This is a genomic window from Metapseudomonas otitidis (assembly GCF_900111835.1).
Lineage (GTDB): Bacteria > Pseudomonadota > Gammaproteobacteria > Pseudomonadales > Pseudomonadaceae > Metapseudomonas > Metapseudomonas otitidis.
On the sequence record NZ_FOJP01000005.1, the window covers coordinates 21,203 to 43,833 of the forward strand.

Annotated in this window: 19 protein-coding genes; 6 read left to right on the plus strand and 13 right to left on the minus strand. The window is 66.5% G+C overall.

The genetic code is table 11. From position 1 onward, the window contains the following. Positions 1 to 98: 98 nt before the first annotated feature. Positions 99 to 2,285, minus strand: coding sequence for a bifunctional 23S rRNA (guanine(2069)-N(7))-methyltransferase RlmK/23S rRNA (guanine(2445)-N(2))-methyltransferase RlmL (gene rlmKL / locus BM198_RS07330; protein ID WP_074968918.1), 2,187 nt, complete (start codon positions 2,283 to 2,285; stop codon positions 99 to 101). Between the two features lie 430 nt (positions 2,286 to 2,715). Here rlmKL and rmf point away from each other — a divergent pair, with 430 nt between their 5' ends. Further along, complete coding sequence (gene rmf, locus BM198_RS07335) at positions 2,716 to 2,931, plus strand: ribosome modulation factor (RefSeq protein WP_074968920.1); 216 nt, start codon at positions 2,716 to 2,718, stop codon at positions 2,929 to 2,931. An 89-nt stretch (positions 2,932 to 3,020) separates the two neighbouring features. On the opposite strand, the gene BM198_RS07340 is transcribed toward rmf, so the two are convergent. Both BM198_RS07340 and BM198_RS29540 read right to left on the minus strand, forming a co-directional pair. After that, the gene (locus BM198_RS07340) at positions 3,021 to 4,058 is read right to left on the minus strand and encodes a quinone-dependent dihydroorotate dehydrogenase (protein ID WP_139233581.1); all 1,038 of its coding nucleotides are present in this window, start codon (positions 4,056 to 4,058) and stop codon (positions 3,021 to 3,023) included. A 54-nt stretch (positions 4,059 to 4,112) separates the two neighbouring features. After that, entirely contained in the window at positions 4,113 to 4,337 is a 225-nt protein-coding gene (locus BM198_RS29540; protein WP_044406117.1) for a DUF2835 domain-containing protein, read from the minus strand. 153 nt (positions 4,338 to 4,490) lie between these two features. On the opposite strand from BM198_RS29540, the gene BM198_RS07345 reads away from it, so the two are divergent. Further along, positions 4,491 to 5,405 carry a DUF6685 family protein gene (locus BM198_RS07345; protein WP_044406120.1) on the plus strand — a complete coding sequence of 305 codons (915 nt, stop codon included), beginning with the start codon at positions 4,491 to 4,493 and terminating at the stop codon, positions 5,403 to 5,405. A gap of 21 nt (positions 5,406 to 5,426) precedes the next feature. Here the strand turns inward: BM198_RS07345 and BM198_RS07350 are convergent, their stop codons facing one another. The 5 genes from BM198_RS07350 to BM198_RS07370 form a co-directional block, all read right to left on the minus strand. Further along, positions 5,427 to 6,620 (minus strand): CaiB/BaiF CoA transferase family protein, encoded by a 1,194-nt coding sequence (locus BM198_RS07350; RefSeq protein ID WP_074968922.1) that lies wholly within the window; start codon positions 6,618 to 6,620, stop codon positions 5,427 to 5,429. A 19-nt stretch (positions 6,621 to 6,639) separates the two neighbouring features. Continuing rightward, positions 6,640 to 8,277 carry an AMP-binding protein gene (locus tag BM198_RS07355; RefSeq protein ID WP_074968924.1) on the minus strand — a complete coding sequence of 546 codons (1,638 nt, stop codon included), beginning with the start codon at positions 8,275 to 8,277 and terminating at the stop codon, positions 6,640 to 6,642. Positions 8,278 to 8,343: 66 nt separating this feature from the next. Next, a complete protein-coding gene (locus BM198_RS07360) occupies positions 8,344 to 9,180 on the minus strand; it encodes an amidohydrolase family protein (protein WP_074968925.1) in 837 nt (278 codons plus the stop codon). Positions 9,181 to 9,230: 50 nt separating this feature from the next. Beyond that, on the minus strand, positions 9,231 to 10,370 hold the full coding sequence (locus BM198_RS07365; RefSeq protein WP_044406126.1) for an acyl-CoA dehydrogenase family protein: 1,140 nt from the start codon (positions 10,368 to 10,370) through the stop codon (positions 9,231 to 9,233). Between the two features lie 198 nt (positions 10,371 to 10,568). Continuing rightward, positions 10,569 to 11,873, minus strand: a complete 1,305-nt coding sequence (locus tag BM198_RS07370) for a dicarboxylate/amino acid:cation symporter (RefSeq protein WP_074968927.1) — start codon at positions 11,871 to 11,873, stop codon at positions 10,569 to 10,571. Between the two features lie 322 nt (positions 11,874 to 12,195). Between BM198_RS07370 and BM198_RS07375 the strand changes: the two genes are divergently transcribed. Continuing rightward, positions 12,196 to 13,194 (plus strand): AraC family transcriptional regulator, encoded by a 999-nt coding sequence (locus BM198_RS07375; protein WP_044406132.1) that lies wholly within the window; start codon positions 12,196 to 12,198, stop codon positions 13,192 to 13,194. Positions 13,195 to 13,309: 115 nt separating this feature from the next. Here the strand turns inward: BM198_RS07375 and BM198_RS07380 are convergent, their stop codons facing one another. Then, a complete protein-coding gene (locus BM198_RS07380) occupies positions 13,310 to 13,627 on the minus strand; it encodes a putative quinol monooxygenase (RefSeq protein WP_074968929.1) in 318 nt (105 codons plus the stop codon). Between the two features lie 161 nt (positions 13,628 to 13,788). On the opposite strand from BM198_RS07380, the gene BM198_RS07385 reads away from it, so the two are divergent. Then, on the plus strand, positions 13,789 to 14,385 hold the full coding sequence (locus BM198_RS07385) for an NADPH:quinone oxidoreductase MdaB (protein WP_074968931.1): 597 nt from the start codon (positions 13,789 to 13,791) through the stop codon (positions 14,383 to 14,385). 17 nt (positions 14,386 to 14,402) lie between these two features. On the opposite strand, the gene BM198_RS07390 is transcribed toward BM198_RS07385, so the two are convergent. The 4 genes from BM198_RS07390 to BM198_RS07405 form a co-directional block, all read right to left on the minus strand. Next, positions 14,403 to 14,891, minus strand: coding sequence for a GNAT family N-acetyltransferase (locus BM198_RS07390; protein ID WP_074968933.1), 489 nt, complete (start codon positions 14,889 to 14,891; stop codon positions 14,403 to 14,405). Between the two features lie 178 nt (positions 14,892 to 15,069). Then, positions 15,070 to 16,623 (minus strand): alkyl hydroperoxide reductase subunit F, encoded by a 1,554-nt coding sequence (ahpF, locus tag BM198_RS07395; RefSeq protein WP_074968935.1) that lies wholly within the window; start codon positions 16,621 to 16,623, stop codon positions 15,070 to 15,072. A gap of 138 nt (positions 16,624 to 16,761) precedes the next feature. Next, entirely contained in the window at positions 16,762 to 17,325 is a 564-nt protein-coding gene (gene ahpC / locus BM198_RS07400) for an alkyl hydroperoxide reductase subunit C (RefSeq protein WP_044406148.1), read from the minus strand. Positions 17,326 to 17,549: 224 nt separating this feature from the next. Continuing rightward, a complete protein-coding gene (locus BM198_RS07405) occupies positions 17,550 to 18,512 on the minus strand; it encodes an NAD(P)H-quinone oxidoreductase (protein ID WP_074968937.1) in 963 nt (320 codons plus the stop codon). A 127-nt stretch (positions 18,513 to 18,639) separates the two neighbouring features. Between BM198_RS07405 and BM198_RS07410 the strand changes: the two genes are divergently transcribed. Together BM198_RS07410 and BM198_RS07415 are read left to right on the plus strand one after the other, a co-directional pair. Beyond that, positions 18,640 to 20,721 carry a carboxy terminal-processing peptidase gene (locus tag BM198_RS07410; protein WP_074968939.1) on the plus strand — a complete coding sequence of 694 codons (2,082 nt, stop codon included), beginning with the start codon at positions 18,640 to 18,642 and terminating at the stop codon, positions 20,719 to 20,721. 90 nt (positions 20,722 to 20,811) lie between these two features. Next, positions 20,812 to 22,560 carry a bifunctional diguanylate cyclase/phosphodiesterase gene (locus BM198_RS07415; protein ID WP_044406157.1) on the plus strand — a complete coding sequence of 583 codons (1,749 nt, stop codon included), beginning with the start codon at positions 20,812 to 20,814 and terminating at the stop codon, positions 22,558 to 22,560. The last annotated feature ends 71 nt before the right edge of the window (positions 22,561 to 22,631 follow it).

The following is a 22,631-nucleotide window of genomic DNA, read 5'->3' on the forward strand; positions in this document are numbered from 1 at the left end:
ACGTCCCTGTGATCACAAACCTAGCGGGATGCTGGCATTTTGCCTAGCGCCGTCGGGAAAAGTTCCGCCCCGCCCTTACGGGCGGGGACGGACGGTGCTCAACGGGCGGTCAGGCGCCAGGCTCGGTGGATCTTGCCGTTGCGGGCGAAGTCCGGGTCGATGGTTTCGGCGCTGATCTCGCTGACCTGGTAACGGGCGCCCAGGGCTTCATCCAGCTGGAACTTGCGGAAGTTGTTGGAGAAGTAGAGCACCCCGCCAGGCGCCAGGCGGGCCATGGCCAGATCGAGCAGGTGCACATGGTCGCGCTGGACGTCGAACACCCCTTCCATGCGCTTGGAGTTGGAGAAGGTCGGCGGGTCGATGAAGATCAGGTCGTACTCGCCGCGATCCTCCTCCAGCCAGGCCATCACGTCGCCCTGCTGCAGCCGTTGCTTGTCGGAGAAGCCGTTCAGCGAGAGGTTGCGCCGCGCCCAGTCCAGGTAGGTCTTGGAGAGGTCGACGCTGGTGGTGCTGCGGGCACCGCCCTTGGCGGCATGCACGGTGGCGGTGGCGGTGTAGCAGAACAGGTTGAGGAAGCGCTTGCCCGCCGCCTCGCGCTGGATGCGCAGGCGCATGGGACGGTGGTCGAGGAACAGGCCGGTGTCCAGGTAGTCGGTGAGGTTGACCAGCAGCTTCACGCCACCTTCGTTCACCTCCATGAAGCGCCCTTCGGCGCCCTGGCGCTCGTACTGGCGGGTGCCGGTCTGCCGCTCGCGGCGCTTGACCACCACGCGGGACGGGTCGATCTGCAGGGCCTGGGGAATCGCCGCAAGGGCGTCCAGCAGGCGGGCCTGGGCCTTCTCCGGGTCAATGGAGCGCGGCGGGGCGTATTCCTGCACGTGCACCCAGTCACCATAGAGGTCGACGGCCAGGGCGTACTCGGGCATGTCGGCGTCATACAGGCGGTAGCACTGGATGCCTTCCTTGCGCGCCCACTTGCCCAGCTGCTTGAGGTTCTTCTGCAGGCGGTTGGCGAACATCTGCCCGCCCTCGGACAGGCGTGCCGGCTCTGCGGCCGGGGCCACGCCCGGCTCTGCCTCGGCGGTGGAATCCTGGCGGCGCGAGCCGGTGACGAACTGCTCGGGCAGCACCTTGATCAGCAGCAGCTTGCAGGGTAGCGCGCCGTTCCAGAAGGCGTACTGCTTGTGGCTGCGGATGCCCATGCGCTTGCCCAGCTCGGGCGCGCCGGTGAATACCGCGGCTTCCCAGCCCATGCAGGCCTGGCGCAGGCGCTCGCCGAGGTTCTGGTAGAGGTAGAGCAGGCTGGCTTCGTCACCGAGGCGTTCGCCGTAGGGCGGGTTGCTGATGACCAGGCCCTTCTGGTTCTGGTCCGGGCGCGGTTCGAAGGTGGCCAGCTCGCCCTGGTAAATCTTCACCCAGGCGCCCAGCCCGGCACGCTCGATGTTGTTGCGGGCCGGCTGGATCAGCCGGGGGTCGGCCTCGTAGCCACGGATCCACAGCGGCGGGCGGGCCAGGCCGGCGTCGGCACGGGCCTGGGCCTCGTCGTGCAGCTTGCGCCAGATCGCCGGTACGTGACCGAGCCAGTTGGAGAAGCCCCAGCGCTCGCGCTTGAGGTTGGGGGCGACGTCGGCAGCCATCATCGCCGCTTCCACCAGGAAGGTGCCGACACCGCACATGGGGTCGGCCAGGGCGCCGCCCTCGGCAGCGATGCGCGGCCAGCCGGCGCGGATCAGGATCGCCGAGGCGAGGTTCTCCTTCAGCGGCGCCGCGCCCTGCTGCAGGCGGTAGCCGCGCTGGTGCAGGCTGTGGCCGGCGAGGTCGAGGGAGAGGATCGCCTCGCCCTTCTCCAGGCGCAGGTGCAGGCGCACGTCGGGGTTCTGCTTGTCCACCGAGGGGCGCTGACCGGTGCTGGTGCGCAGGCGGTCGACCACGGCGTCCTTCACCTTGAGGGCGCCGAAGTGAGTGTTGTCGATGCCGGCGCCGTGGCCGCTGAACTCTACCGCCAGGCTGCCGTCGGCGGCCAGGTGGTCATGCCAGTCCACGGCCTTGACGCCCTCGTAGAGGTCGTCAGCATTGCTCACCGGGAAGCGCGCCAGCACCAGCAGCACGCGGTTGGCCAGGCGTGACCAGAGGCACAGCCGATAGGCCGTTTCCAGGCTGCCGTGGCCACGAATGGCAGCGACCTGCTCGCGGGGCTCCTCCAGGCCGAGCTGGCTGGCTTCCTCCAGCAACAGCCCTTCCAGGCTTTTCGGGCAGGTGAGGAAGAGTTCGTAACGGTCCGACATGCTAGTTCCAATGCCTTTCGGCTGATCAACGGCGCGGAAATGTCTCCACACCTCAAAGAATTATGTGACTGAAGGTCGCAGAACGTCCCTTCGTCGGATTGGAGAATTCTCATTCTCAAGCGCGAGGCCTTCATGGCACCTCGACATCAACTTCGCGCAAGGCCGCGCCACAGGGGGCACAGGGCGCCGACGGGCGAAAAACAGCCCCTCCGGCTTATGGTCCGGAGCCCATGTTCGTTACGTCCTTATGACAAAACGATCATTCCAATGCCCCGGAGCAAGGGTTAGAACACAGCTTAATCCGCTACCGCAACGGCAGCGGACGAGGGGAGCGCCACGCCGGCAGCGCCTCCCCGAAGGCAGGCCAGACCTGCCAGGCCCGGCACCCGGGCCATGGGACATAACAGTCAACAAATGAGGGCTACACCCTATGAGAAGACTTAAGCGTGATCCGATGGAACGAGCATTCCTGCGCGGTTATCAGCACGGCATTCATGGCAAATCCCGCGACCTTTGTCCTTTCACCCATCCCACCACTCGCCAAGCCTGGATCAACGGCTGGCGGGAGGGCCGCGGCGACCACTGGGATGGCTTTACCGGCACGGCCGGCATTCACCGACTCAATCAACTCCACGCCGTAGGCTGATACCTCGGACCTGACCGATTTCACCAAGCACGCCCCATCCGGGCGGCGGGCGCAAGCCCAGGGGCTCCCAAGCGGGAGCCCTTTTCATTTCAGCGCCCCTTGCCGAATCCCGGCAGCGCGGCGATGGCGTCCACCGATTCACGGATGAGCGCCGGCCCCTTGTAGATGAAGCCCGAGTAGATCTGCACCAGGCTTGCGCCGGCAGCGATCTTCTCGGCGGCGTGACGGCCTTCGGTGATCCCGCCCACGGCGATGATCGGCAGGCGCCCGCCCAGTTCCGCCGCCAGCACCTTCACGGTGTGGGTGCTCTTCTCCCGCACTGGCGCGCCCGACAGGCCGCCGGCTTCGTCGCCATGCTCCAGGCCCTCGACGCCTTCGCGACCGAGGGTGGTGTTGGTGGCGATCACCGCATCCATGCCCGACTCCACCAGCGCGCTGGCCACCAGGGCGGTTTCCTCGTCGCTCATGTCCGGGGCGATCTTGATCGCCAGCGGCACGCGGCGGCCGTGCTGTACGGCGAGGTCTTCCTGGCGCTGGCGCAGGGCTTCGAGCAACTGCTTGAGCGAGTCACCGAACTGCAGGCTGCGCAGGCCGGGGGTGTTGGGCGAGCTGACGTTGACCGTCACATAGCTGGCGTGGGCGTAGACCTTGTCCAGGCAGATCAGGTAGTCGTCGACGGCGCGCTCGACCGGGGTGTCGAAGTTCTTGCCGATGTTGATGCCCAGCACGCCGTCGAACCTGGCCGCACGCACGCGTGCCAGCAGGTGGTCGACGCCGTGGTTGTTGAAGCCCATGCGGTTGATCACCGCCTCGGCCTGGGGCAGGCGGAACAGGCGCGGCTTGGGGTTGCCCGGCTGCGGCCGGGGGGTGACGGTGCCGATCTCGACGAAACCGAAGCCCAGCTGGGCGAAGCCGTCGATGGCGTCGCCGTTCTTGTCCAGACCGGCAGCCAGGCCCACGGGGTTGGGGAACTCCAGCCCCATCACCTTCACCGGCAGGCTGGCCGGTGCCTTGGTCAGCAGGCGGCTCAGGCCCAGGCGTCCGCCGGCCCCGATCAGGTCGATGGACAGCTCGTGGGAGGTTTCCGGGGACAGTTTGAACAGCAGCTCGCGGGCCAGGGTGTACATGGGCGGGTTTTCGATCGGCGGGATGGGCCGGCGATTATAGCCGTCGGACCCGACTCAGGCGAGGCGACGCAACGACTCCAGGGTGCCGCTGGCCGGGTCGAACACCAGCTCGAAGGAACCGCGGATGCCTTCGTGGGTCAGAAAAGGCCGCAGATGATGCGCAGGTAAGCTAACCTTGCGCCCGTCCCGGCTACGCACCATCACCCGATTGGCGTGGCCCTGATAGACCGCGAGGAACTGGTCCGCGGTCAGTGAGATATCCAGCACCAGGCTGGGCATGGAGGCCTCCTCGTTGTTCGTCGAAATGATCCAACCTGCCGGCACTGTGCGGCGTACCGCGCCAGCGTATCACTGCCGTTACCGTCAAAGCCGTGCAGCCATCCGCGACCTCTGCCAAACTCCCCTTCGTGATCCGGGAGTCCTTGTCTGGCCATGAGTTCGCCGCAGTCCCCAACGAACACCCTGTCGTCCCGCCTGGCAGCCCTGGCTCAACGCCTGGGCCTGGTGGGCCGTGCCTCCCGCCAGGTACTGGAACAGGCCAGCCGCCTGCAACTGCCTTTCGCCCCGCTCTCCCCCCTGCAGCCGGACATCTGGTGGCAGAACGGTCCGCCGCTGCAACGCCTGGTGGACCTGCCGCGCAACGCACTCTCCGGCCCGGTGCAGGAAGACAAGGCCCAGGCCCACGCCGTGCTGGTGCATCTGGTGGAGGAAGAACGGCGCGACCTGTCCGACTTCGACCTACGCCTGGTGGAAGGGATCCACGGGCAAGACGAACCGGAACCGCCCTGCCCCAGCTTCGAGCTGTACGCCGCCACGCCCGCCTGCAAGAACGTGCGGATCATCAGCTACAAGGATTTCGTCAAGGCCATCAGCCAGCCGCTGCCGCGCTTCCTCGCCGGTGAACGGCTGGCCCTGTACCAGGCCAGCTGGTACGGCGACCGGGTCTTCTGGCACGGCAGCCATCACCCCGAGGCCTTCGCTGCGGCTGTCGTATACGCTCGGCGCCGGCAGATGGAAGTGACGCTGCCGGCCGACCTGGTGACCTACCGCCTGCTCCCCGCCGGGCTGGACCTGCTGGACAGCCGCTACCACGTGTTGTCGATGCCTGTGGAGGCCTGGAGCCACGCCGAGTTCATGGCCCTGCTGATGAGCGAGGGCATTCCCTACGCCCGCCTCAGCCTGCTGAAGAATCGCAAGGGCAAGGCCCCCGAGTTCCTGCTGCTGCCCAAGGACAACCCCGAGGCCACCGCCCTGGGCGAAGGGCTGCGCCTGGCCGGTGCAGCCGACGTGGTGCAGTACCTGCGCACCCTCCTGGACAAGCCCCCCGCCCTCCCCGGCGCGAAGTGACGCCCCTCGCCGGCCAGCGCCTCAGCGCTTCGCCGGCCCGGTGACGCCGGCTGCATTCAGCGCCTCGATCTGCTCCTCGGTGTACCCCAGGCCCGCCAGCACCTCCCGGGTGTGCGCGCCCAACGCCACGCCCGTGTGGCGCGGTGCCGGCAGCCCCGCCGAGAAACGGATGGGACAGGCCATCTGGCGCTGGGCCGGCTGCCCCTCGCGCGGAACCTCCACCACCAGCTCACGGGCGCGGATCTGCGGGTGCTCCACCGCCTCGGAGAGGGGCAGCATGGGCTCCACGCAGGCATCCAGGCTGGCGAACACCTGTTGCCACTCGCTGAAGTCGCGCTTCTCGAACTCGATCTCGATGGCACGCTTGAGCGCCTGCTGGTCCTCGGGGCGGGGTGACAGGCCACGGGCCGCCAGCTCCGGCCGGCCGATGGCCGCGCAGAACGCCTCCATGAACTGCGGCTCCAGGCTGCCAACGGAGAACCAGCGGCCGTCGCGGGTGCGGTAGTAGTCGTAGAAGCTGCCGCCGTTGAGCGCCTGGTTCTCCATGTCCGGCTCGACCCCAGCCCCCAGGTAGCCCGCGCCGGCCATGCCGTTCAGGCTGAAGGCGCAGTCGGTCATGCTCACGTCCACGTGCTGCCCCTCCCCCGTCGCCTGCCGGTGGATCACCGCCGCCAGCAACCCCAGGGCGCCATGCAGCGAGCCACCCCCGATATCCGCCAGTTGCACCCCCAGCGGCAACGGGCCGCTGTCGCGACGGCCGGTGTAGCTGGCCACCCCGGCCAGGGCCAGGTAGTTGATGTCGTGCCCGGCACGGTCACGGTAGGGGCCGGTCTGCCCGTAGCCGGTGATGGAGACGTAGATCAGCCTCGGGTTGATCGCCTTCAGCGCCTCGTAGCCGAGGCCCAGCCGCTCCATCACACCGGGGCGGAACTGCTCCAGCAGGATGTCGTACTCGGCCACCAGGCGATGGATCACCGCCAGCGCCTCGGGCCGCTTCAGGTCCAGCGCGATGCTGCGCTTGTTGCGGTTCAGGTAGGCGTGGCTGGTGGACTGCCCGCCATCATGGGGTGGCAGCACCCGCACCAGGTCCATGCGGGTGGGGGACTCGACGCGCAGCACCTCGGCGCCCATGTCGGCCAGCAGCAGCGAGGCGAAGGGCCCCGGCAGCAGGGTGGAGAAATCGAGGATCTTCAGTGACGCGAGCGGGCCTTTCATGGCGACTCCCAGGTTCGGTTCATTCCCAATGCAACGGCCGCTGCGGGTCGAGCCCGGCGGCCAGCGCGGCGAAGCGGTCTTCCAGTACGTTGCGGCGGATCTTCATGGTGGGTGTCATGCAGCCGTTGTCCACCGTCCAGGGTTCGCGCACCAGCACCAGATGGCGGATGCGCTCATGGGGCAACAGCGTAGCGTTCACCCGCTCCAGCACCGAGAGCAGGTCGCGCTCCAGCTGCTCGCGGGCCTCGGCACGGGCTGCCGGGCTCAGCTCCAGCAGCGCCAGTGGCTGGTCCAGGCCGCTGCCCATCAGGCACACCTGCTCCACCCAGTGGCTCTTGGCGAGTTCGCCCTCGATGGGCGCCGGGGCCACGTACTTGCCCTTGCTGGTCTTGAAGATGTCCTTCACCCGCCCGGTGATGCGCAGGTAGCCCTCCTCGTCCACCTGGCCCTTGTCGCCGGTGTGCAGCCAGCCATCACGCAGGGTCTCGGCAGTTTTCTCCGGTTCCCGGTAATAGCCGGTCATCAGGCTGGGGCTGCGATAGAGCACCTCGCCGTCCTCGGCGATGCGCAGCTCGTTGTCGGGCATGACCCGGCCGACCGTGCCGAAGCGCACCTGCCCGGGCCGGTTGAAGTTGCCGTAGGCGAAGTTCTCGGTCATGCCGTAGCCCTCGCAAATGGTCATGCCCAGGCGCTGGTACCAGCTCAGCAGCGCCACCGGGATCGGTGCGGCGCCACTCACCAGCACCCGCGCACGGTCCAGCCCGAGGGCTCGGCGGATGCGCCGGGCCACCAGGCCGCCCAGCAGAGGGAGGCGCAGCAGGCGCTCCAGCTTCGCCTGGGGCAGCTTCTCCAGCACGCCCTGCTGGAAGCGCGTCCACAGGCGCGGCACCGAGAAGAACACCGTGGGGCGGATGATCCGCAGGTCCTCGGCGAAGGTCTCCAGGGATTCGACGAAGGCGATGCTGCCCCCGCTGTACAGGCTGTTGCTCTCCACCAGGAAGCGTTCGGCCGCGTGGGACAGGGGCAGGTAGGAAACGAACTGCTCCTCGGGCCCCAGGCCCATTTCCCGCACCGAGCGGCTGGAAGCGAAGGCAAAGGCCCGGGCCCTGTGCATCACCCCCTTGGGCTGGCCGGTGGTGCCGGAGGTGTAGAGGATGCTCAGCAGGTCGTCGGGCTGCTGCCAGTGGGCATCCTCCAGGGGCGGATGGCGACGCAGCAGGTCGTCCCAGGCGTGCTCGGCCGGCAGGGTCGGATAGGGCATGGCGATGCGCGCCAGCGTCTCGGGCAGGCCCGGCGCCAGACGCTCGGGGTCGTCCAGCTTGCCGAGGATGATCACCTTGCAGCCGGCATGGCGCAGCACGTAGTCGATGCTTTCGGCCGATTGCAGCGGGTAGAGCGGAACGCTGACCAGCCCGGCTAGCATGATCGCCAGGTCGCTCAGCACCCACTCGGCGCAATTCTTCGCCAGGATCGCGACGCGGTCCCCCGGTTCGCAGCCCAGGGCGCGCAAGGCGCTGGCCATACGCCGGGCCTGGTCGTCGGCCTGGCGCCAGGTGAGCGTGCGCCAGTGGCGCGCCACCGGCTGGCGCAGCCAGACCCGGTCAGGCGTGGTGGTGACCCAGTGGGCCAGTTGTTGCAATGGCAGTGCGTCAGTCATCCCGTCCCCCTTGTGCTTGTCGTTGTGGTGGAGGCTGGTGCCAGGCGGCCCTCCCGGCCGCGCGATTCAGAGGCGGAACACCCGCCGGGCATTGCCCTGCAGGAAGGCGGCCTCCACCTCCGGCCTGAGCCCCAGGGCGCGGACCTGCTCCATGCACTGCTGCAACGACAGCTGCGGGAAGTTGCTGCCGAACAGCACCTTGTCCCGCCCGTAGCTGGCCATGTAGTGCAGCAGCGCCTGGGGGTAGTAGCGCGGCAGGTAGGCGGAGGTGTCGATGAATATGTTGTCGTGCTTCCAGGCCAGCCCGATCATCTCCTCCGTCCAGGGATGGCCGATGTGCCCGGCGACGATGCGCAGCTCGGGGAAGTCCAGCGCCACCTCGTCCAGGTAGGGCACCGGCCGTCCGGTCTCCGAAGGCATCAGCGGCCCGGTGTGGCCGACCTGGGTGCAGAAGGGAATGTCCAGCTCGATGCACTTGGCGTACAGCGGGTAGTAGAGCCGGTGATTGGGCGGCAGCTTCCACAGCCAGGGCACGATGCGCAGCGCCTTGCAGCCCAGCTCCTGCACCGCCCGCTCCAGCTCGCGCAGGGCCGCCATGGGGCGCGCCAGGTCCACGGTGGCGACCCCGACGAAGCGGTCGGGGAAGGCACGGGTGTACTCGGCCACCAGGTCGTTGTCGAAGACCCACCCTTCCGGCCGGCACCAGGCTGCCAGCATCAGCTTCTCCACCCCGGCCTCGTCCATGGCCGCCACGGTCTGCGCCGGGGTCAGGGGCTGGTCCAGCAGGTGCGCGGAGCCGGACTTCTCGAACAACCGCACCACCTCCGGCAGCAGTTGCCGGGCGCGGCCGTTGGCGGGTTGGGCCCAGGCGTCGATGGCGCCCGGGGAAGCAGTGGCATTCATGGCAGTGGCCTCCTGGCCGTCAGGCATGGCGGTGGCAGCCGGGACAGGGCTCAGAGCTTCATCCCGCGGCTGATGATCTCCTTCATGATTTCCGAGGTGCCAGCGAAGATGCGCTGGATGCGCGCATTCGCGTACATCTTGCAGATCGGGTACTCCCACATGTAGCCCCAGCCGCCGTGCAGCTGCACGCCTTCATCCACCACCTTGCACAGCAGTTCGGTGGTGAACAGCTTGGCCTCGGCGGCCACTTCGGGTGTGAGCTTCTTCTGGTTGTGGTCCATCACGCAGCGGTCGGTGAACACCTGGGCGACGTCGATCTGGGTGCGCATCTCGGCCAGTTTGAAGCGGGTGTTCTGGAAGTGGGAGACGGGCCGATCGAAGGCCTTGCGCTCCTTCACGTAGTCGAGGGTGGTCTGCAGCGCCGCTTCGGCACCGGCCACCGCGCCGCAGGCGTTGGTCAGGCGCTCCTGGGCGAGCATGTTCATCAGGTAGAAGAAGCCGCCCTTGGCATCGCCCAGCAGGTTGGCCTTGGGCACCTTGACGTTGTTGAAGAACAGCTCGGCGGTGTCCTGGCTCTTCATGCCCAGCTTCTTCAGGTTGCGCCCGCGCTCGAAGCCCTCCATGCCCCGCTCCACCAGGAACAGGCCCATGGCGTGCTTGTTCGCCGGATCGGTCTTGGCGGCGACTATCACCACGTCGGCCAGCAGGCCGTTGGAGATGAACACCTTGGAGCCGTTCAGCTCGTAGTGGTCGCCCTTGTCCACGGCGGTGGTGCGCATGCCGGCCAGGTCGGAGCCGGCGGACGGCTCGGTCATCGCCACGGCGAGGATGATCTCGCCGCGAATGATCCCCGGCAGCAGGCGGGCCTTCTGCTCCTCACTGCCGTACTCGGCGATGTATGGGCCACACAGGGCGGAGTGCAGCGGGATCATGAAACCGGGCTCGTTGATGGCCGCCAGTTCCTCACACATGATCTGTTCGTAGCGGAAGTCCTTGAGCCCCGCCCCGCCGTACGTCTCGTCCGCCCACGGCAGCAGGAACCCCATTTCCCCTGCCTTCTTCCACACGCTGCGGTCCACCACCCCGGCGGCTTCCCATTCGTCCTGGTGCGGCACCACTTCCTTCTGCAGGAAGGCACTGAAGGCGTCGCGGAACAGGTTGTGCTCGGTCTCGAAGTGCTGGCGTTGCATGCGGGGTCCCCCCTGTTGGAATCGTCCCGCAGGGTAGGCGTCGGCCGAATGGCCGCTCAATGACGCAAGCGCTCAGGGTGGATTGACCGATGCGCTCTTGGGGGCGGTGTGGGCTTCCGGGCATAAAAAAGCCCGTCCTGAGACGGGCTTGGAAAGGCTCCTCCCCGTGGGGAGGGAGGAGAAACCGTTGAAACGCTATCAGGCGCGCTGGGCGTCACCCGCACTGGCAACGTCCACAGCCGTCGAACCGTTGCCGGCCAGCTCGCGGTTCAGGGTGTCGGTGTCCAGCTGCTTGCACCACTTGGCGACCACCAGGGTGGCGACGCCGTTGCCGACCAGGTTGGTCAGGGCGCGGGCTTCGGACATGAAGCGGTCGATGCCGAGGATCAGCGCCAGGCCGGCGACCGGCAGGTGGCCGACGGCGGAGAGGGTGGCGGCGAGGACGATGAAGCCACTGCCGGTGACGCCGGCAGCGCCCTTGGAAGCGATCAGCAGCACCAGCAGCAGGGTGATCTGGTGGGTGATGTCCATCGGGGTGTCGGTGGCCTGGGCGATGAACACGGCGGCCATGGTCAGGTAGATGGAGGTGCCGTCGAGGTTGAAGGAGTAGCCGGTGGGGATCACCAGGCCAACGACGGACTTGTCGGCGCCCAGTTTCTGCAGCTTGTCGATCATGCGCGGCAGGGCGGACTCGGAGGAGGAGGTGCCCAGCACGATCAGCAGTTCTTCGCGGATGTACTTGATGAACTTGAGGATGCTGAAGCCGTGGGCACGGGCGATGCTGCCCAGGACGATGAGCACGAACAGCAGGCAGGTGATGTAGAAGCAGGCCATCAGTTGGCCGAGCTGCACCAGCGAGCCCACACCGTAGGCGCCGATGGTGAAGGCCATGGCACCGAAGGCACCGATGGGCGCGACCTTCATGATCACGTTGATGATGTTGAACATCACCTGGGAGATGCGCTCGATGAACTCGAACACAGGGCGACCGTAGTCACCCAGGCGGTGCAGGGCGTAGCCGAACAGCACGGAGAAGAACAGCACCTGGAGGATGTCGCCATTGGCGAAGGCGCCGACCACGGTTCCCGGAATCACGTTCATCAGGAAGTCGATGGTGGACTGCTTCTCGCCCGCCGCCGCGTAGGCCGCGATGCCCTTGGTGTCCAGGGTGGTCGGGTCGACATGCATGCCGGCGCCGGGCTGGGCGACGTTGACCACCACCAGGCCGATGATCAGGGCCAGGGTGGACACGACCTCGAAGTACAGCAGCGCGTAGCCACCGGTCTTGCCCACGGCCTTCATGCTCTGCATGCCGGCGATGCCGGTCACCACGGTGCAGAAGATGATCGGGGCGATGGCCATCTTGATCAGCTTGACGAAGCTGTCGCCCAAGGGTTTCAGGGCTACGCCGGTCTGCGGGTAGAAGTGCCCGATGAGGATACCGATGGCGATGGCCACCAGCACCTGGACATAGAGGCTTTTGTAGAGGGGTTGACGGGTCATGGCAGTTCCTCTCGGGCGCTGGGGACCAGGTCCGTAACGGACCCGCAGCACCGGGTATCTGGCTCCTCCCTTGCCGGGAGGCTTTCTTGTTCTGCGGCCCAAACCATTGGACGGCAGCTGCCTTTTGCAGCCCTTGTGCCAACTTCAAGAAAGTCCCACAAGCCTTGTGGCACTAAGCCCACGCCCAACCACGCGACTCAAGATCCGGTTGTTTCAGGCGGGTTTCCGCCGTCCTGCCGGGGGGATTTCCGCCACCGCGCCCCTTGTGGCGCGTTCCGGCAGCGCCCTACCATCGACCACCTCCAGACCGGGAATCCGCCCCATGCGCGAGCGCACCATTGCCAGCCATTTCGTCCGTGCCGCCCTGCGTGGTCCGGCGCGTCATGGCCTGGACTGCAGTGCCCTCCTCAGGCAGGCCGGGATCCACCCGGCCCTTCTGGAGGAGCCCCGCGCACGGGTCGCTCCCGAGCAGTTCAGCCGGCTGATGCAGTTGCTGTGGGAAGCGCTGGACGACGAGTACATGGGCTTCGGCCGGCAGCGCAGCAAGCGCGGCACCTTCGCCATGATGTGCCACGCCATCATCCATTGCCGGTCCCTGGAAAAGGCCCTGGTGCGCGGTGCGCTGTTCTACGGGTTGTTCCCGGAAGCCCCGATGATCCGCCTGGAGCGCGAGGGCGAGTGCGTGCGCCTGAGCGTGGACGACAGCATGCTCTGGGACCCGGACCACTTCCTGGTGGAGAGCCTGCTGGTGATCTGGCACCGCCTGGGCAGTTGGCTGATCGGCCAGCGCATCCGCCTGGAGGAAGCCACCTTCGCCTATGCCGAGCCGGAGCACGTGGCCGAGTACGAGCTGCTCTTCCCCACCGCTCGCCGCTTCGGCGCGATGGGCACCAGCCTGCTGTTCAACGCGCGCTACCTGGCCATGCCGCTGCTGCAGGACGAGCGCACGCTGAAGCACTTCCTCGAACACTCCCCCGCCGACCTGCTGGCCCGCCCGGATGGCGGCGACAGCCTGACCAGCCAGATCCGCCGCCTGCTGGGGCGCGACTGCCGCACCTGGCCGGACCTGGAGCGGGTCGCCCAGCAGCTGCACATGAGCCCGCAGACCCTGCGCCGCCACCTGCGGGAAGAAGGCTCCAGCTTTCAGGAACTGAAGGACCACCTGCGCCGGGACCTGGCGATCTACCACCTGGGGCGGGACGAGCTGTCCATCCAGGACCTGGCCGAGCAGCTCGGCTTCTCCGAGCCCTCGGCCTTCCACCGTGCCTTCAAGAAATGGACGGGGCTCACCCCCGGCGCCTACCGCGCCCAGGAAGCCTGACCGCCCCGCCTTGTTCCTGGCCGTAGCCCGGACGTAGCCCGGACTTCAGTCCGGGAAGATCAGCGGCGTCCAGATCCCGGAGGGTTTTCAGAACACCTGAAGCCCCGCACGCCCCTCAACGCGCCCTCCTCCCCCCCTCGCCGAGCACCGCCACCTCGCGGATCTCGAAATCCCGCACCAGGTACTCCATGCGCCTGGCATGGAACGCCTGCATGTGGGGCAAGGCGGCGTGGAACTCCAGATCCGCCCGCGAGCGCCAGACCTCGAAGAAGATGAACAGCGTCGGGTCCTGGGCATCCCGCAGCATGTGGTACTCCAGGCAGCCGGCCTCGGCGCGGCTGGGTTCGACGTAGGCGCGGAACAGCGCCTCGAAGTCATCGGCTTTCTCCGGGCGCAACTGGGCATGAAGGATGAAGGCATAGGGCGCGATCATGGACACTCCGTCGGGGGTCGAAAGGGAGCGCCAGCCTAGCGCACGGGTCAGCGACCGATTCATGACTTTCACGCAAAGGCGATTTGAACGGGAGACGGTGTTTCCCGCACCTATCGCCCGCTACGCTGCCGGCCATTCTTCGCTCCCATGAGGCCCTGGCCATGAAAAAGATCCTCCTGCTCAACGGCGGCAAGCAGTTCGCCCACTCCGACGGCCGCTACAACCAGACCCTGCACGAGGCGGCCCTCGCCTTCCTCGACCGCGCCGGACTCGAGGTGCAGGCCACCTTCATCGACGGCGGCTACGACATCGCCGAGGAAGTGCAGAAATTCCTCTGGGCCGACGTGATCGTCTGGCAGATGCCGGGTTGGTGGATGGGCGCGCCCTGGACGGTGAAGCGCTACATCGACGAGGTGTTCACCGCCGGCCATGGCAGCCTCTACGCCAACGATGGCCGTACCCGCTCGGACGCCTCGCAGAAGTACGGCAGCGGCGGCCTGCTGCAGGGCAAGCGCTACATGATCTCCGCCACCTGGAATGCGCCCCGGCAGGCCTTCGACGACCCCACCGACTTCTTCGAAGCCAAGGATGTGGACGCGGTGTACTTCCCCTTCCACAAGGCCAACCAGTTCCTCGGCATGCAGCCGCTGCCGACCTTCCTCGCGGTGGATGTGATGAAGCGCCCCGACATCGAGGGCGACGTGGCCCGCTACCAGGCGCACCTGGCCCGGGTCTTCGGCGTCGGCACCCCGGCCTGAGGCGCCGAACAGCCGCTTCAGGCCGGGCGGGTTTCAGCCAGGGCCTGGAGTGCGTCGTCGGCGAGGCGATAGCGCACCAGGTCCTCCAGAGGGCTCGCGCCCAGGCGGCGATAGAAGGCCAGCGCGGGCTCGTTCCACTCCATCACCATCCATTCCATGCGGCGGCAGCCGCTCTCGCAGGCCACCCGAGCCAGGTACGCGAGCAACGCCTTGCCGGCGCCCAGGCCACGGCGCTCGGGGGAGACGTAGAGGTCTTCCAGGTACAGGCTCTTGCGGCCCAGCCAGGTGGAATAGGCGAAGTAGTAGACGGCGAAGCCGATGGGCTGCCCCTCCACCTCGCAGATCAACGCCTGGGCCGGCGAGTCGCTGGCGAACAGGCTCTGCTCGATATCCGGGACGGTGGCGACCACCTGGTGCTCGGCCTTTTCATAGCGGGCCAGTTCGAGGATGAAGGTGAGGATCTGGCTGGCGTCGCTGCGCACGGCCGGGCGGATGTGAAGGCTCACGGGGACTCCCTGTCGATTGGCCTGGATACGGTGGGTGCGGTGCTGTCGGCAAAAGAGCGCCGAGCATAATCGCTGCCCATGGATCGCCCAAGGAGCATGTCCGGCGTCGGCATGGACGACTCGCACTAACCAAAAAAGGCAGCCCGAGGGCTGCCTTTTGGGGTGGAGCGTCGACCGATCAGTTGCGGATCAGGTGATCGAAGGCGCTGAGGGAAGCCTTGGCACCCTCGCCAACCGCGATGACGATCTGCTTGTACGGCACGGTGGTGACGTCGCCAGCGGCGAAGATGCCGGGCAGCGAGGTCTCGCCACGGGCGTCGACGATGATCTCGCCACGGGGGCTGAGCTCGACGGTGCCTTTCAGCCAGTCGCTGTTGGGCAGCAGGCCGATCTGCACGAAGATGCCTTCCAGCTCCAGGGTCTTGAACTCGTCGTTGGTGCGGTCCTTGTAGGTCAGGCCGGTGACCTTCTGGCCGTCGCCCTTCACTTCGCTGGTCAGCGCACTGGTGATCACCTCGACGTTGGGCAGGCTGTGCAGCTTCTTCTGCAGCACGGCGTCGGCGCGCAGCTTGCTGTCGAACTCGATCAGGGTGACGTGGGCGACGATACCGGCCAGGTCGATGGCCGCCTCGACACCGGAGTTGCCCCCGCCGATCACCGCAACGCGCTTGCCCTTGAACAGCGGGCCATCGCAGTGCGGGCAGTAGGCGACGCCACGGCCGCGGTATTCCTGCTCACCGGGGACGTTCATTTCACGCCAGCGGGCGCCGGTGGCGAGGATCACGGTCTTGGCCTTGAGGCTGGCACCGCTCTCGAACTTGACTTCGTGCAGGCCACCTTCGGCCTTGGCCGGGATCAGGGCGCTGGCACGCTGCAGGTTCATGATGTCGACGTCGTAGTGCTTGACGTGCTCTTCCAGCGCGCGGGCCAGTTTCGGGCCTTCGGTCTCTGGGACGGAGATGAAGTTCTCGATGGCCATGGTGTCCAGCACCTGGCCGCCGAAGCGCTCGGCGGCAACGCCGGTGCGGATGCCCTTGCGGGCGGCATAGATGGCGGCCGAGGCACCGGCCGGGCCACCGCCCACCACCAGCACGTCGAAGGCCTCCTTGGCGCTGAGCTTCTCGGCGTCGCGGGCGGCGGCGCCGGTGTCGATCTTGGCGAGGATCTCTTCCGCGCCCATGCGGCCCTGGGCGAACAGCTCACCGTTCAGGTAGATGCTGGGCACGGACATGACCTGGCGCTGCTCGACCTCGTCCTGGAACAGCGCGCCGTCGATGGACACGTTGCGGATGTTGGGGTTGAGCACGGCCATCAGGTTCAGCGCCTGCACCACGTCGGGGCAGTTCTGGCAGGACAGCGAGAAGTAGGTTTCGAAGTTGAATTCGCCTTCGAGGTTCTTGATCTGCTCGATCACGGCGACGTCCAGCTTGGACGGGTGGCCGCCGACCTGGAGCAGGGCCAGGACCAGGGAGGTGAACTCGTGGCCCATGGGGATGCCGGCGAAGCGCAGGCTGATGTCGGCACCCGGGCGCTCCAGGGCGAAGGAGGGCTTGCGGGCGTCGTTGCCGTCTTCGCGCAGGGTGATCTTGTCGGTCAGGCCGACGATTTCCTGCAGGAGTTCACGCAGCTCGCGGGATTTGTCGCTGTCATCGAGGGACGCGACGATCTCGAACGGCTGGGTGACCTTTTCCAGGTAGGCCTTCAACTGGGTTTTAAGATTGGCGTCCAACATGACTGACTCCTTGGGTATTTCGGGCGTAAGGGGTCCCCGCGACGGACGCTGACGCGTCCGCCCTGCTCGCTCGGATTCGGGCTTTGTGCAGGGTGGCCAGCTGGTCGGCCGGCCACCGGGGGAAGGGTATTGCGTGACTTAGATCTTGCCGACCAGGTCCAGGGACGGGGCCAGGGTAGCGGCGCCTTCCTTCCACTTGGCCGGGCACACTTCGCCCGGGTGGGCAGCGGTGTACTGGGCAGCTTTCAGCTTGCGCAGGGTCTCGGACACGTCACGGGCGATCTCGTTGGAGTGGATCTCGACGGTCTTGATGACGCCTTCCGGGTTGATCACGAAGGTGCCGCGCAGGGCCAGGCCTTCTTCCGGAATGTGCACGCCGAAGGCGTTGGTCAGCTGGTGGGTCGGGTCGCCGATCAGCGGGAACTGAGCCTTGCCGACCGCCGGGGAGGTTTCGTGCCACACCTTGTGGGAGAAGTGGGTGTCGGTGGTCACGATGTAGACCTCGGCACCAGCCTTCTGGAACTCGGCGTAGTTGTTGGCGGCGTCTTCGATCTCGGTCGGGCAGTTGAAGGTGAAGGCTGCCGGCATGAAGATTAGGACCGACCACTTGCCCTTGAGGGACTCTTCGGTGACCTCAATGAACTTGCCATTGTGGAAAGCGTTGACCTTGAAGGGTTGTACGGAGGTATTGATCAGAGACATCCAGTTAGACCTCTTTTCCATGGGTGAAGGGTGGGTTGAAAAATCTACCCGACGAATACTAGGCGGTTACTCGGTAAAGAGCTTATTGATTGAGAGCATCGCCATCATTGGTTTACTAAATCAATGCTGCAGGCCAGTGACTACGGGGCCTGCAGCGATTCAGCAGGCGTTGGCGAGGCCGTCTGCGCCGAGAATTCGCCGATGAACGGCCGACGATCAGACCATCACGACAGGCTCTCGTCCAGTATGACCACCAGCTTGCCGGCCACCTGGTTGCCGGCGAGCATGTCGAATGCGAGCTGGACGTCGGCCGCCGCGAAGGCCTTTTCCAGCTGCGGCTTCACACGCCCCTCGGTGAACAGCGGCCAGACCTGCTGGTGCAAATCGCGCAGCAGGTCGGCCTTGAAGGCGTCGTCGCGGTTGCGCAGGGTGGAGCCGATGAGCTGGATGCGCTTACCCAGCACCTGGGCCATGTCCAGCTCGGCCTTGCGGCCGCCCATGAGGCCGATGTTGACCCAGCGGCCGTCGCGGGCCAGCAAGTCGAGGTTCAGCGCGGCATAGTTGCCGCCGACCGGATCGAGGATCACGTCGAACGGACCGAAATCCTTGAGGCCCTGCAGGTCATCGCCGCGCAACGCGCCGCCCTGGGCACCCAGGCCCACACAATAAGCCAGCCGTTCAGCTGAACCCACGCTGACCCAGACCGGGTTGCCGAACGCCTTGCACAACTGGATGGCCGCCGAGCCGACGCCGCTGGCGCCCGCGTGCAGCAGCACCTTCTCACCCGGGCCGAGCGCGGCGAGCTGGAACAGGTTGAGCCAGGCGGTGGCATACACCTCGGGCACAGCGGCCGCCTCGGCCAGGGACAGCCCCTCCGGCACCGGCAGCGCGTGGCGGGCATCCACCACCACCTCCTCGGCCATGCCACCGCCCGCGAGCAGTGCACAGACCCGATCGCCAACCTCCCAGGCGCACCCGGGACCGACCTCGGTGATCACCCCGGAACACTCCAGCCCGATCACGTCACTGGCCCCCGGCGGTGGGGGGTAATGACCCGCTGCCTGGAGCAGGTCGGCACGGTTCAAACCTGCCGCGGCGACACGGATTCGGACCTGGCCCACATCACAGCTCGGAACCGTGCGCTCTGCCCACTCCACGCGGCCTTCAATGCCTTGCAATGCTTTCACGCTGCCTCCATAGTGACCCCGGACCCGCCCGGCGCTGACCGCCGGGCTTTTGCTTTGCGCCGAAGGAACCCGGCGCCCTCAAATACGGCCTAATATGCGTTATCACCTGCCCCGACGTCGAATCAGCATGAAGCGTTCTCTGATCTGCTCCGCCCTTGCGTTCGTTTTCAGCATCAGCGCGCTCCCGCTGCATGCCTCCACCACCTCGGCAAGCGACAGCTGGGACTCCCTCCAGCCGGACCGCGAGCAGGTGATCGCCAGCCTCAACGTGGTCGAGCTGCTCAAGCGCCACCACTACAACAAGCCCCCGCTCAACGACGAACGCTCGGTGAAGATCTACGAGGGCTACCTCAAGATGCTCGACCCGGCGAAGATGTACTTCACCGCGGGTGACATCGCCGAATTCAACGCCTGGAAGACGCAGTTCGACGACTTCCTGAAGAAGGGTGACCTGCAGCCCGGCTTCAGCATCTACAAGCGCCACCTCGACCGCCTGAAGGAGCGTCTGGACTTCGCCCTGGCGATGCTCGAGAAGGGCGTCGACAAGATCGACTTCACCGTCGACGAGACCCTCGAAACCGACCGCGAGAAAGCCACCTGGGCCAAGGACAGCGCCGCACTGGACGACCTGTGGCGCAAGCGCGTGAAGGACGAGGTCCTGCGCCTGAAGCTCGCCAACAAGGAGCCCAAGGCCATCCAGGAGCTGCTGATCAAGCGCTACAAGAACCAGCTTTCGCGCCTTGAGCAGACCCGTGGCGAAGACATCTTCCAGGCCTACATCAACGCCTTCGCCCAGACCTACGACCCCCACACCCAGTACCTCTCCCCGGACAACGCCGAGAACTTCGACATCAACATGAGCCTGTCGCTGGAAGGCATCGGTGCCGTCCTGCAGAGCGACAGCGAGCATGTGAAGGTGGTACGCCTGGTTCCGGCCGGCCCCGCCGAGAAGAGCAAGCAGATCGCCCCGGCCGACAAGATCGTCGGCGTTGCCCAGGGCAACGGCGAGATGGTCGACGTGATCGGCTGGCGCCTGGACGAAGTGGTCAAGCTGATCCGCGGACCGAAAGGTTCTGTGGTCCGCCTGGAAGTGGTGCCTGCCAGCAACGCCCCGAACGACCAGACCAGCAAGATCGTCTCCATCACCCGTGAGGCAGTGAAGCTGGAGGAGCAGGCCGCGAAGAAATCGGTGCTCAAGCTCGAGCACGACGGCCATCCGTTCAAGCTCGGCGTGATCGAGGTTCCAGCCTTCTACCTGGACTTCAAGGCCTTCCGCGCCGGCGACCCCGAGTACAAGAGCACCACCCGCGACGTGAAGAAGCTGCTGGGTGAGCTGCAGAAGGAAAACGTCGACGGCGTGGTCATCGACCTGCGCAACAACGGCGGCGGTTCCCTGCAGGAAGCCACCGAACTGACCGGCCTGTTCATCGACCAGGGCCCCACCGTGCTGGTACGCAACAGCGACGGCCGCGTCGACGTGCTGGCCGACGAGAACAGCGGCGTGTTCTACAAGGGCCCGATGGCCGTGCTGGTGAACCGACTGTCCGCCTCGGCCTCGGAGATCTTCGCCGGCGCCATGCAGGACTACCACCGTGCGCTCATCATCGGCGGCCAGACCTTCGGCAAGGGCACCGTGCAGACCATCCAGCCGCTGAACCATGGCGAACTGAAGCTGACCCTGGCCAAGTTCTACCGCGTCTCCGGCCAGAGCACCCAGCACCAGGGCGTGATTCCCGACATCGAGTATCCCTCGGTGGTGGATACCAAGGAAATCGGCGAGAGCGCCCTGCCCGAGGCCATGCCCTGGGACAGCATCCGCCCGGCGATCAAGCCGGAGGTCGACCCCTTCCGCCCCTTCCTGGCTGAGCTGAAGGCCCGCCACGACGCGCGTACCGCCCACAACCCGGACTTCGTCTACAGTCGCGAACGCCTGGCACTGGCCCAGAAGCTGATGAAGGAAACCGTCGTCAGCCTCAACGAAGCCAAGCGCCGCGCCCAGCAGACCGATATCGAGAACAAGCAGTTGGCCATGGAAAACGCCCGCCGCAAGGCCAAGGGCGAAGACCTGCTCAAGGAGCTGAAAAGGGAAGACGAGGACGCCCTGCCGGAGGACGACAAGACCAAGCCGGAAGACGACGCCTACCTGACCGAGACCGGACAGATCCTGCTGGATTACCTGGGCCTGAACACCACGGTAGCCAAGCACTGAGCGTCATCAGATCGTCACGAAACTGTCGTGAAATGCAGGGGCCGCTTATGCGGCCCCTTGCTTTTAGCGCCTCCTGTACGAGAGCCCCTCATGACAGTCACCGAGCAGTTGAGCGCCTTGGGCCAGATCCTCGCTCACGGCGACCTGAACAGCCTGTTCCAACCGATCTTCTCCCTTTCCGAGCGGCGCATCCTCGGCTACGAGGCCCTGACCCGCGGCCCCTCCAACAGCCCGCTGCACTCCCCCGTCACCCTGTTCGCCATGGCCCGTCACGCCGGACGGTTGAGCGAACTGGAGATGGCCTGCCGCAAGCGCGCCTGCACCCGCTTCCATGAGCTGAAGCTCGACGGCAAGCTGTTCCTCAACGTCTCCCCCGAATCCCTGCTGGACCCGGCCCACCAACCGGGCCGCACCCTGCAGATGCTGCAGGCTTTCGGCATCCCGCCGAGCGAGGTGGTCATCGAACTCACCGAGCATGCCCCCACCGATGACTTCGCCCTGCTCGACACCGCCCTGCACCACTACCGCGCCATGGGCTTCTCCATCGCCCTGGACGACCTGGGTGCGGGCTATTCCAGCCTGCGCCTGTGGTCGGAGCTGCGCCCCGATTACGTGAAGATCGACCGCCACTTCATCGACGGCATCCACCAGGACGCGGTGAAGCGCGAGTTCGTCGGCTCCATCCTGAAGATGGCCAAGGCCTCCCGCGCCCAGGTCATCGCCGAGGGCATTGAACTCAGCGAGGAACTGGCCGTGCTGGCCGAGATGGGCCTGGACCTGGTGCAGGGTTACCTGCTCTGCCGGCCCCAGGAGAACCCGCCGCGAGAGGCCCGCGCCTACCTGCCGCTGCTGGACCGCGCCCAGAGCCAACTGGGCGAGGACAGCGCCGACCTCAAGCCCCTGCTCAACGAGCAACCGGCGATGCACCGCAACACGCCCATCAGCGAAGTGCTGGAGGCCTTCCGCGTGCAAGCCAACCTGAACTCGGTGGCCGTGCTGGACGATCAGCAGCAGCCCATCGGCATCGTCCACCGCCACCTGCTCTCCGATGCGCTGCTCAAGCCCTTCGCCACCGACCTGTTCGCCCGCAAGCCCATCAGCCGGCTGATGAGCGATGACTTCCTCGCCGTGGAGATCGGCCAGTCCCTGCAGCAGGTCAGCCGCCTGCTCACCAGCCGGGCGCGGCAGCGGATCGAGGAAGACTTCGTGATCATTTCCGAGGGGCGCTACCTTGGCCTGGGGCGGGTGATCGACGTGCTCAAGCTGATCACCGAGATGAAGATCCAGCAGGCCCGCCACGCCAACCCGCTGACCCTGCTACCGGGCAACGTGCCCATCCAGCAGTGCCTGAGTCGCCTGCTTCAGCAGGGGCGTGCCGCACGGGTCTGCTACGTGGACATCGACAGCTTCAAGCCCTTCAACGACCTCTACGGCTACGCCAAGGGCGACGAAGTGCTGCTGTGCCTGGCGCAATGCCTGAACGAGCGCGTCGACCCGGCGCGGGATTTCGTCGGGCACATCGGCGGGGATGACTTCATGCTGGTGCTGGGCTCGGATGACTGGCGCAGCAAGCTCAACTTCCTGCTGGAGGACTTCCAGGGGCAGTGCCGGCGCTTCTACCGGGCCGACCACCTGCAGGCGGGCTGCTTCATCGCCCACAACCGCAGCGGCCAGCGCGAGGAGTTCCCCCTGCTGTCACTCTCCATCGGCGTGGTGAACCTGACGCCTGAGGCCTGCAGCCAGCTGGATGCCGGGCAACTGGCCGGCCTCGCCTCGGAGGCCAAGCGCCACGCCAAGGCTGTGCCCGGATACAGCCTGCATATCCTCGACGCAGTCTAGGCGTTGAACGAAAAGTGCCTGCGCTCGGTGATGCTGCGTTGAAAACGCCCTCGTGCGCGAGTCCGATCAGA

Coding starts and splice junctions, on each gene's coding strand:
- rlmKL (WP_074968918.1), bottom strand. CDS start 2,285: ATGTCGGACCGTTACGAACTCTTCCTCACCTGCCCGAAAAGCCTGGAA.
- rmf (WP_074968920.1), top strand. CDS start 2,716: ATGAGAAGACTTAAGCGTGATCCGATGGAACGAGCATTCCTGCGCGGT.
- BM198_RS07340 (WP_139233581.1), bottom strand. CDS start 4,058: ATGTACACCCTGGCCCGCGAGCTGCTGTTCAAACTGTCCCCGGAAACC.
- BM198_RS29540 (WP_044406117.1), bottom strand. CDS start 4,337: ATGCCCAGCCTGGTGCTGGATATCTCACTGACCGCGGACCAGTTCCTC.
- BM198_RS07345 (WP_044406120.1), top strand. CDS start 4,491: ATGAGTTCGCCGCAGTCCCCAACGAACACCCTGTCGTCCCGCCTGGCA.
- BM198_RS07350 (WP_074968922.1), bottom strand. CDS start 6,620: ATGAAAGGCCCGCTCGCGTCACTGAAGATCCTCGATTTCTCCACCCTG.
- BM198_RS07355 (WP_074968924.1), bottom strand. CDS start 8,277: ATGACTGACGCACTGCCATTGCAACAACTGGCCCACTGGGTCACCACC.
- BM198_RS07360 (WP_074968925.1), bottom strand. CDS start 9,180: ATGAATGCCACTGCTTCCCCGGGCGCCATCGACGCCTGGGCCCAACCC.
- BM198_RS07365 (WP_044406126.1), bottom strand. CDS start 10,370: ATGCAACGCCAGCACTTCGAGACCGAGCACAACCTGTTCCGCGACGCC.
- BM198_RS07370 (WP_074968927.1), bottom strand. CDS start 11,873: ATGACCCGTCAACCCCTCTACAAAAGCCTCTATGTCCAGGTGCTGGTG.
- BM198_RS07375 (WP_044406132.1), top strand. CDS start 12,196: ATGCGCGAGCGCACCATTGCCAGCCATTTCGTCCGTGCCGCCCTGCGT.
- BM198_RS07380 (WP_074968929.1), bottom strand. CDS start 13,627: ATGATCGCGCCCTATGCCTTCATCCTTCATGCCCAGTTGCGCCCGGAG.
- BM198_RS07385 (WP_074968931.1), top strand. CDS start 13,789: ATGAAAAAGATCCTCCTGCTCAACGGCGGCAAGCAGTTCGCCCACTCC.
- ahpF (WP_074968935.1), bottom strand. CDS start 16,623: ATGTTGGACGCCAATCTTAAAACCCAGTTGAAGGCCTACCTGGAAAAG.
- ahpC (WP_044406148.1), bottom strand. CDS start 17,325: ATGTCTCTGATCAATACCTCCGTACAACCCTTCAAGGTCAACGCTTTC.
- BM198_RS07410 (WP_074968939.1), top strand. CDS start 18,640: ATGAAGCGTTCTCTGATCTGCTCCGCCCTTGCGTTCGTTTTCAGCATC.
- BM198_RS07415 (WP_044406157.1), top strand. CDS start 20,812: ATGACAGTCACCGAGCAGTTGAGCGCCTTGGGCCAGATCCTCGCTCAC.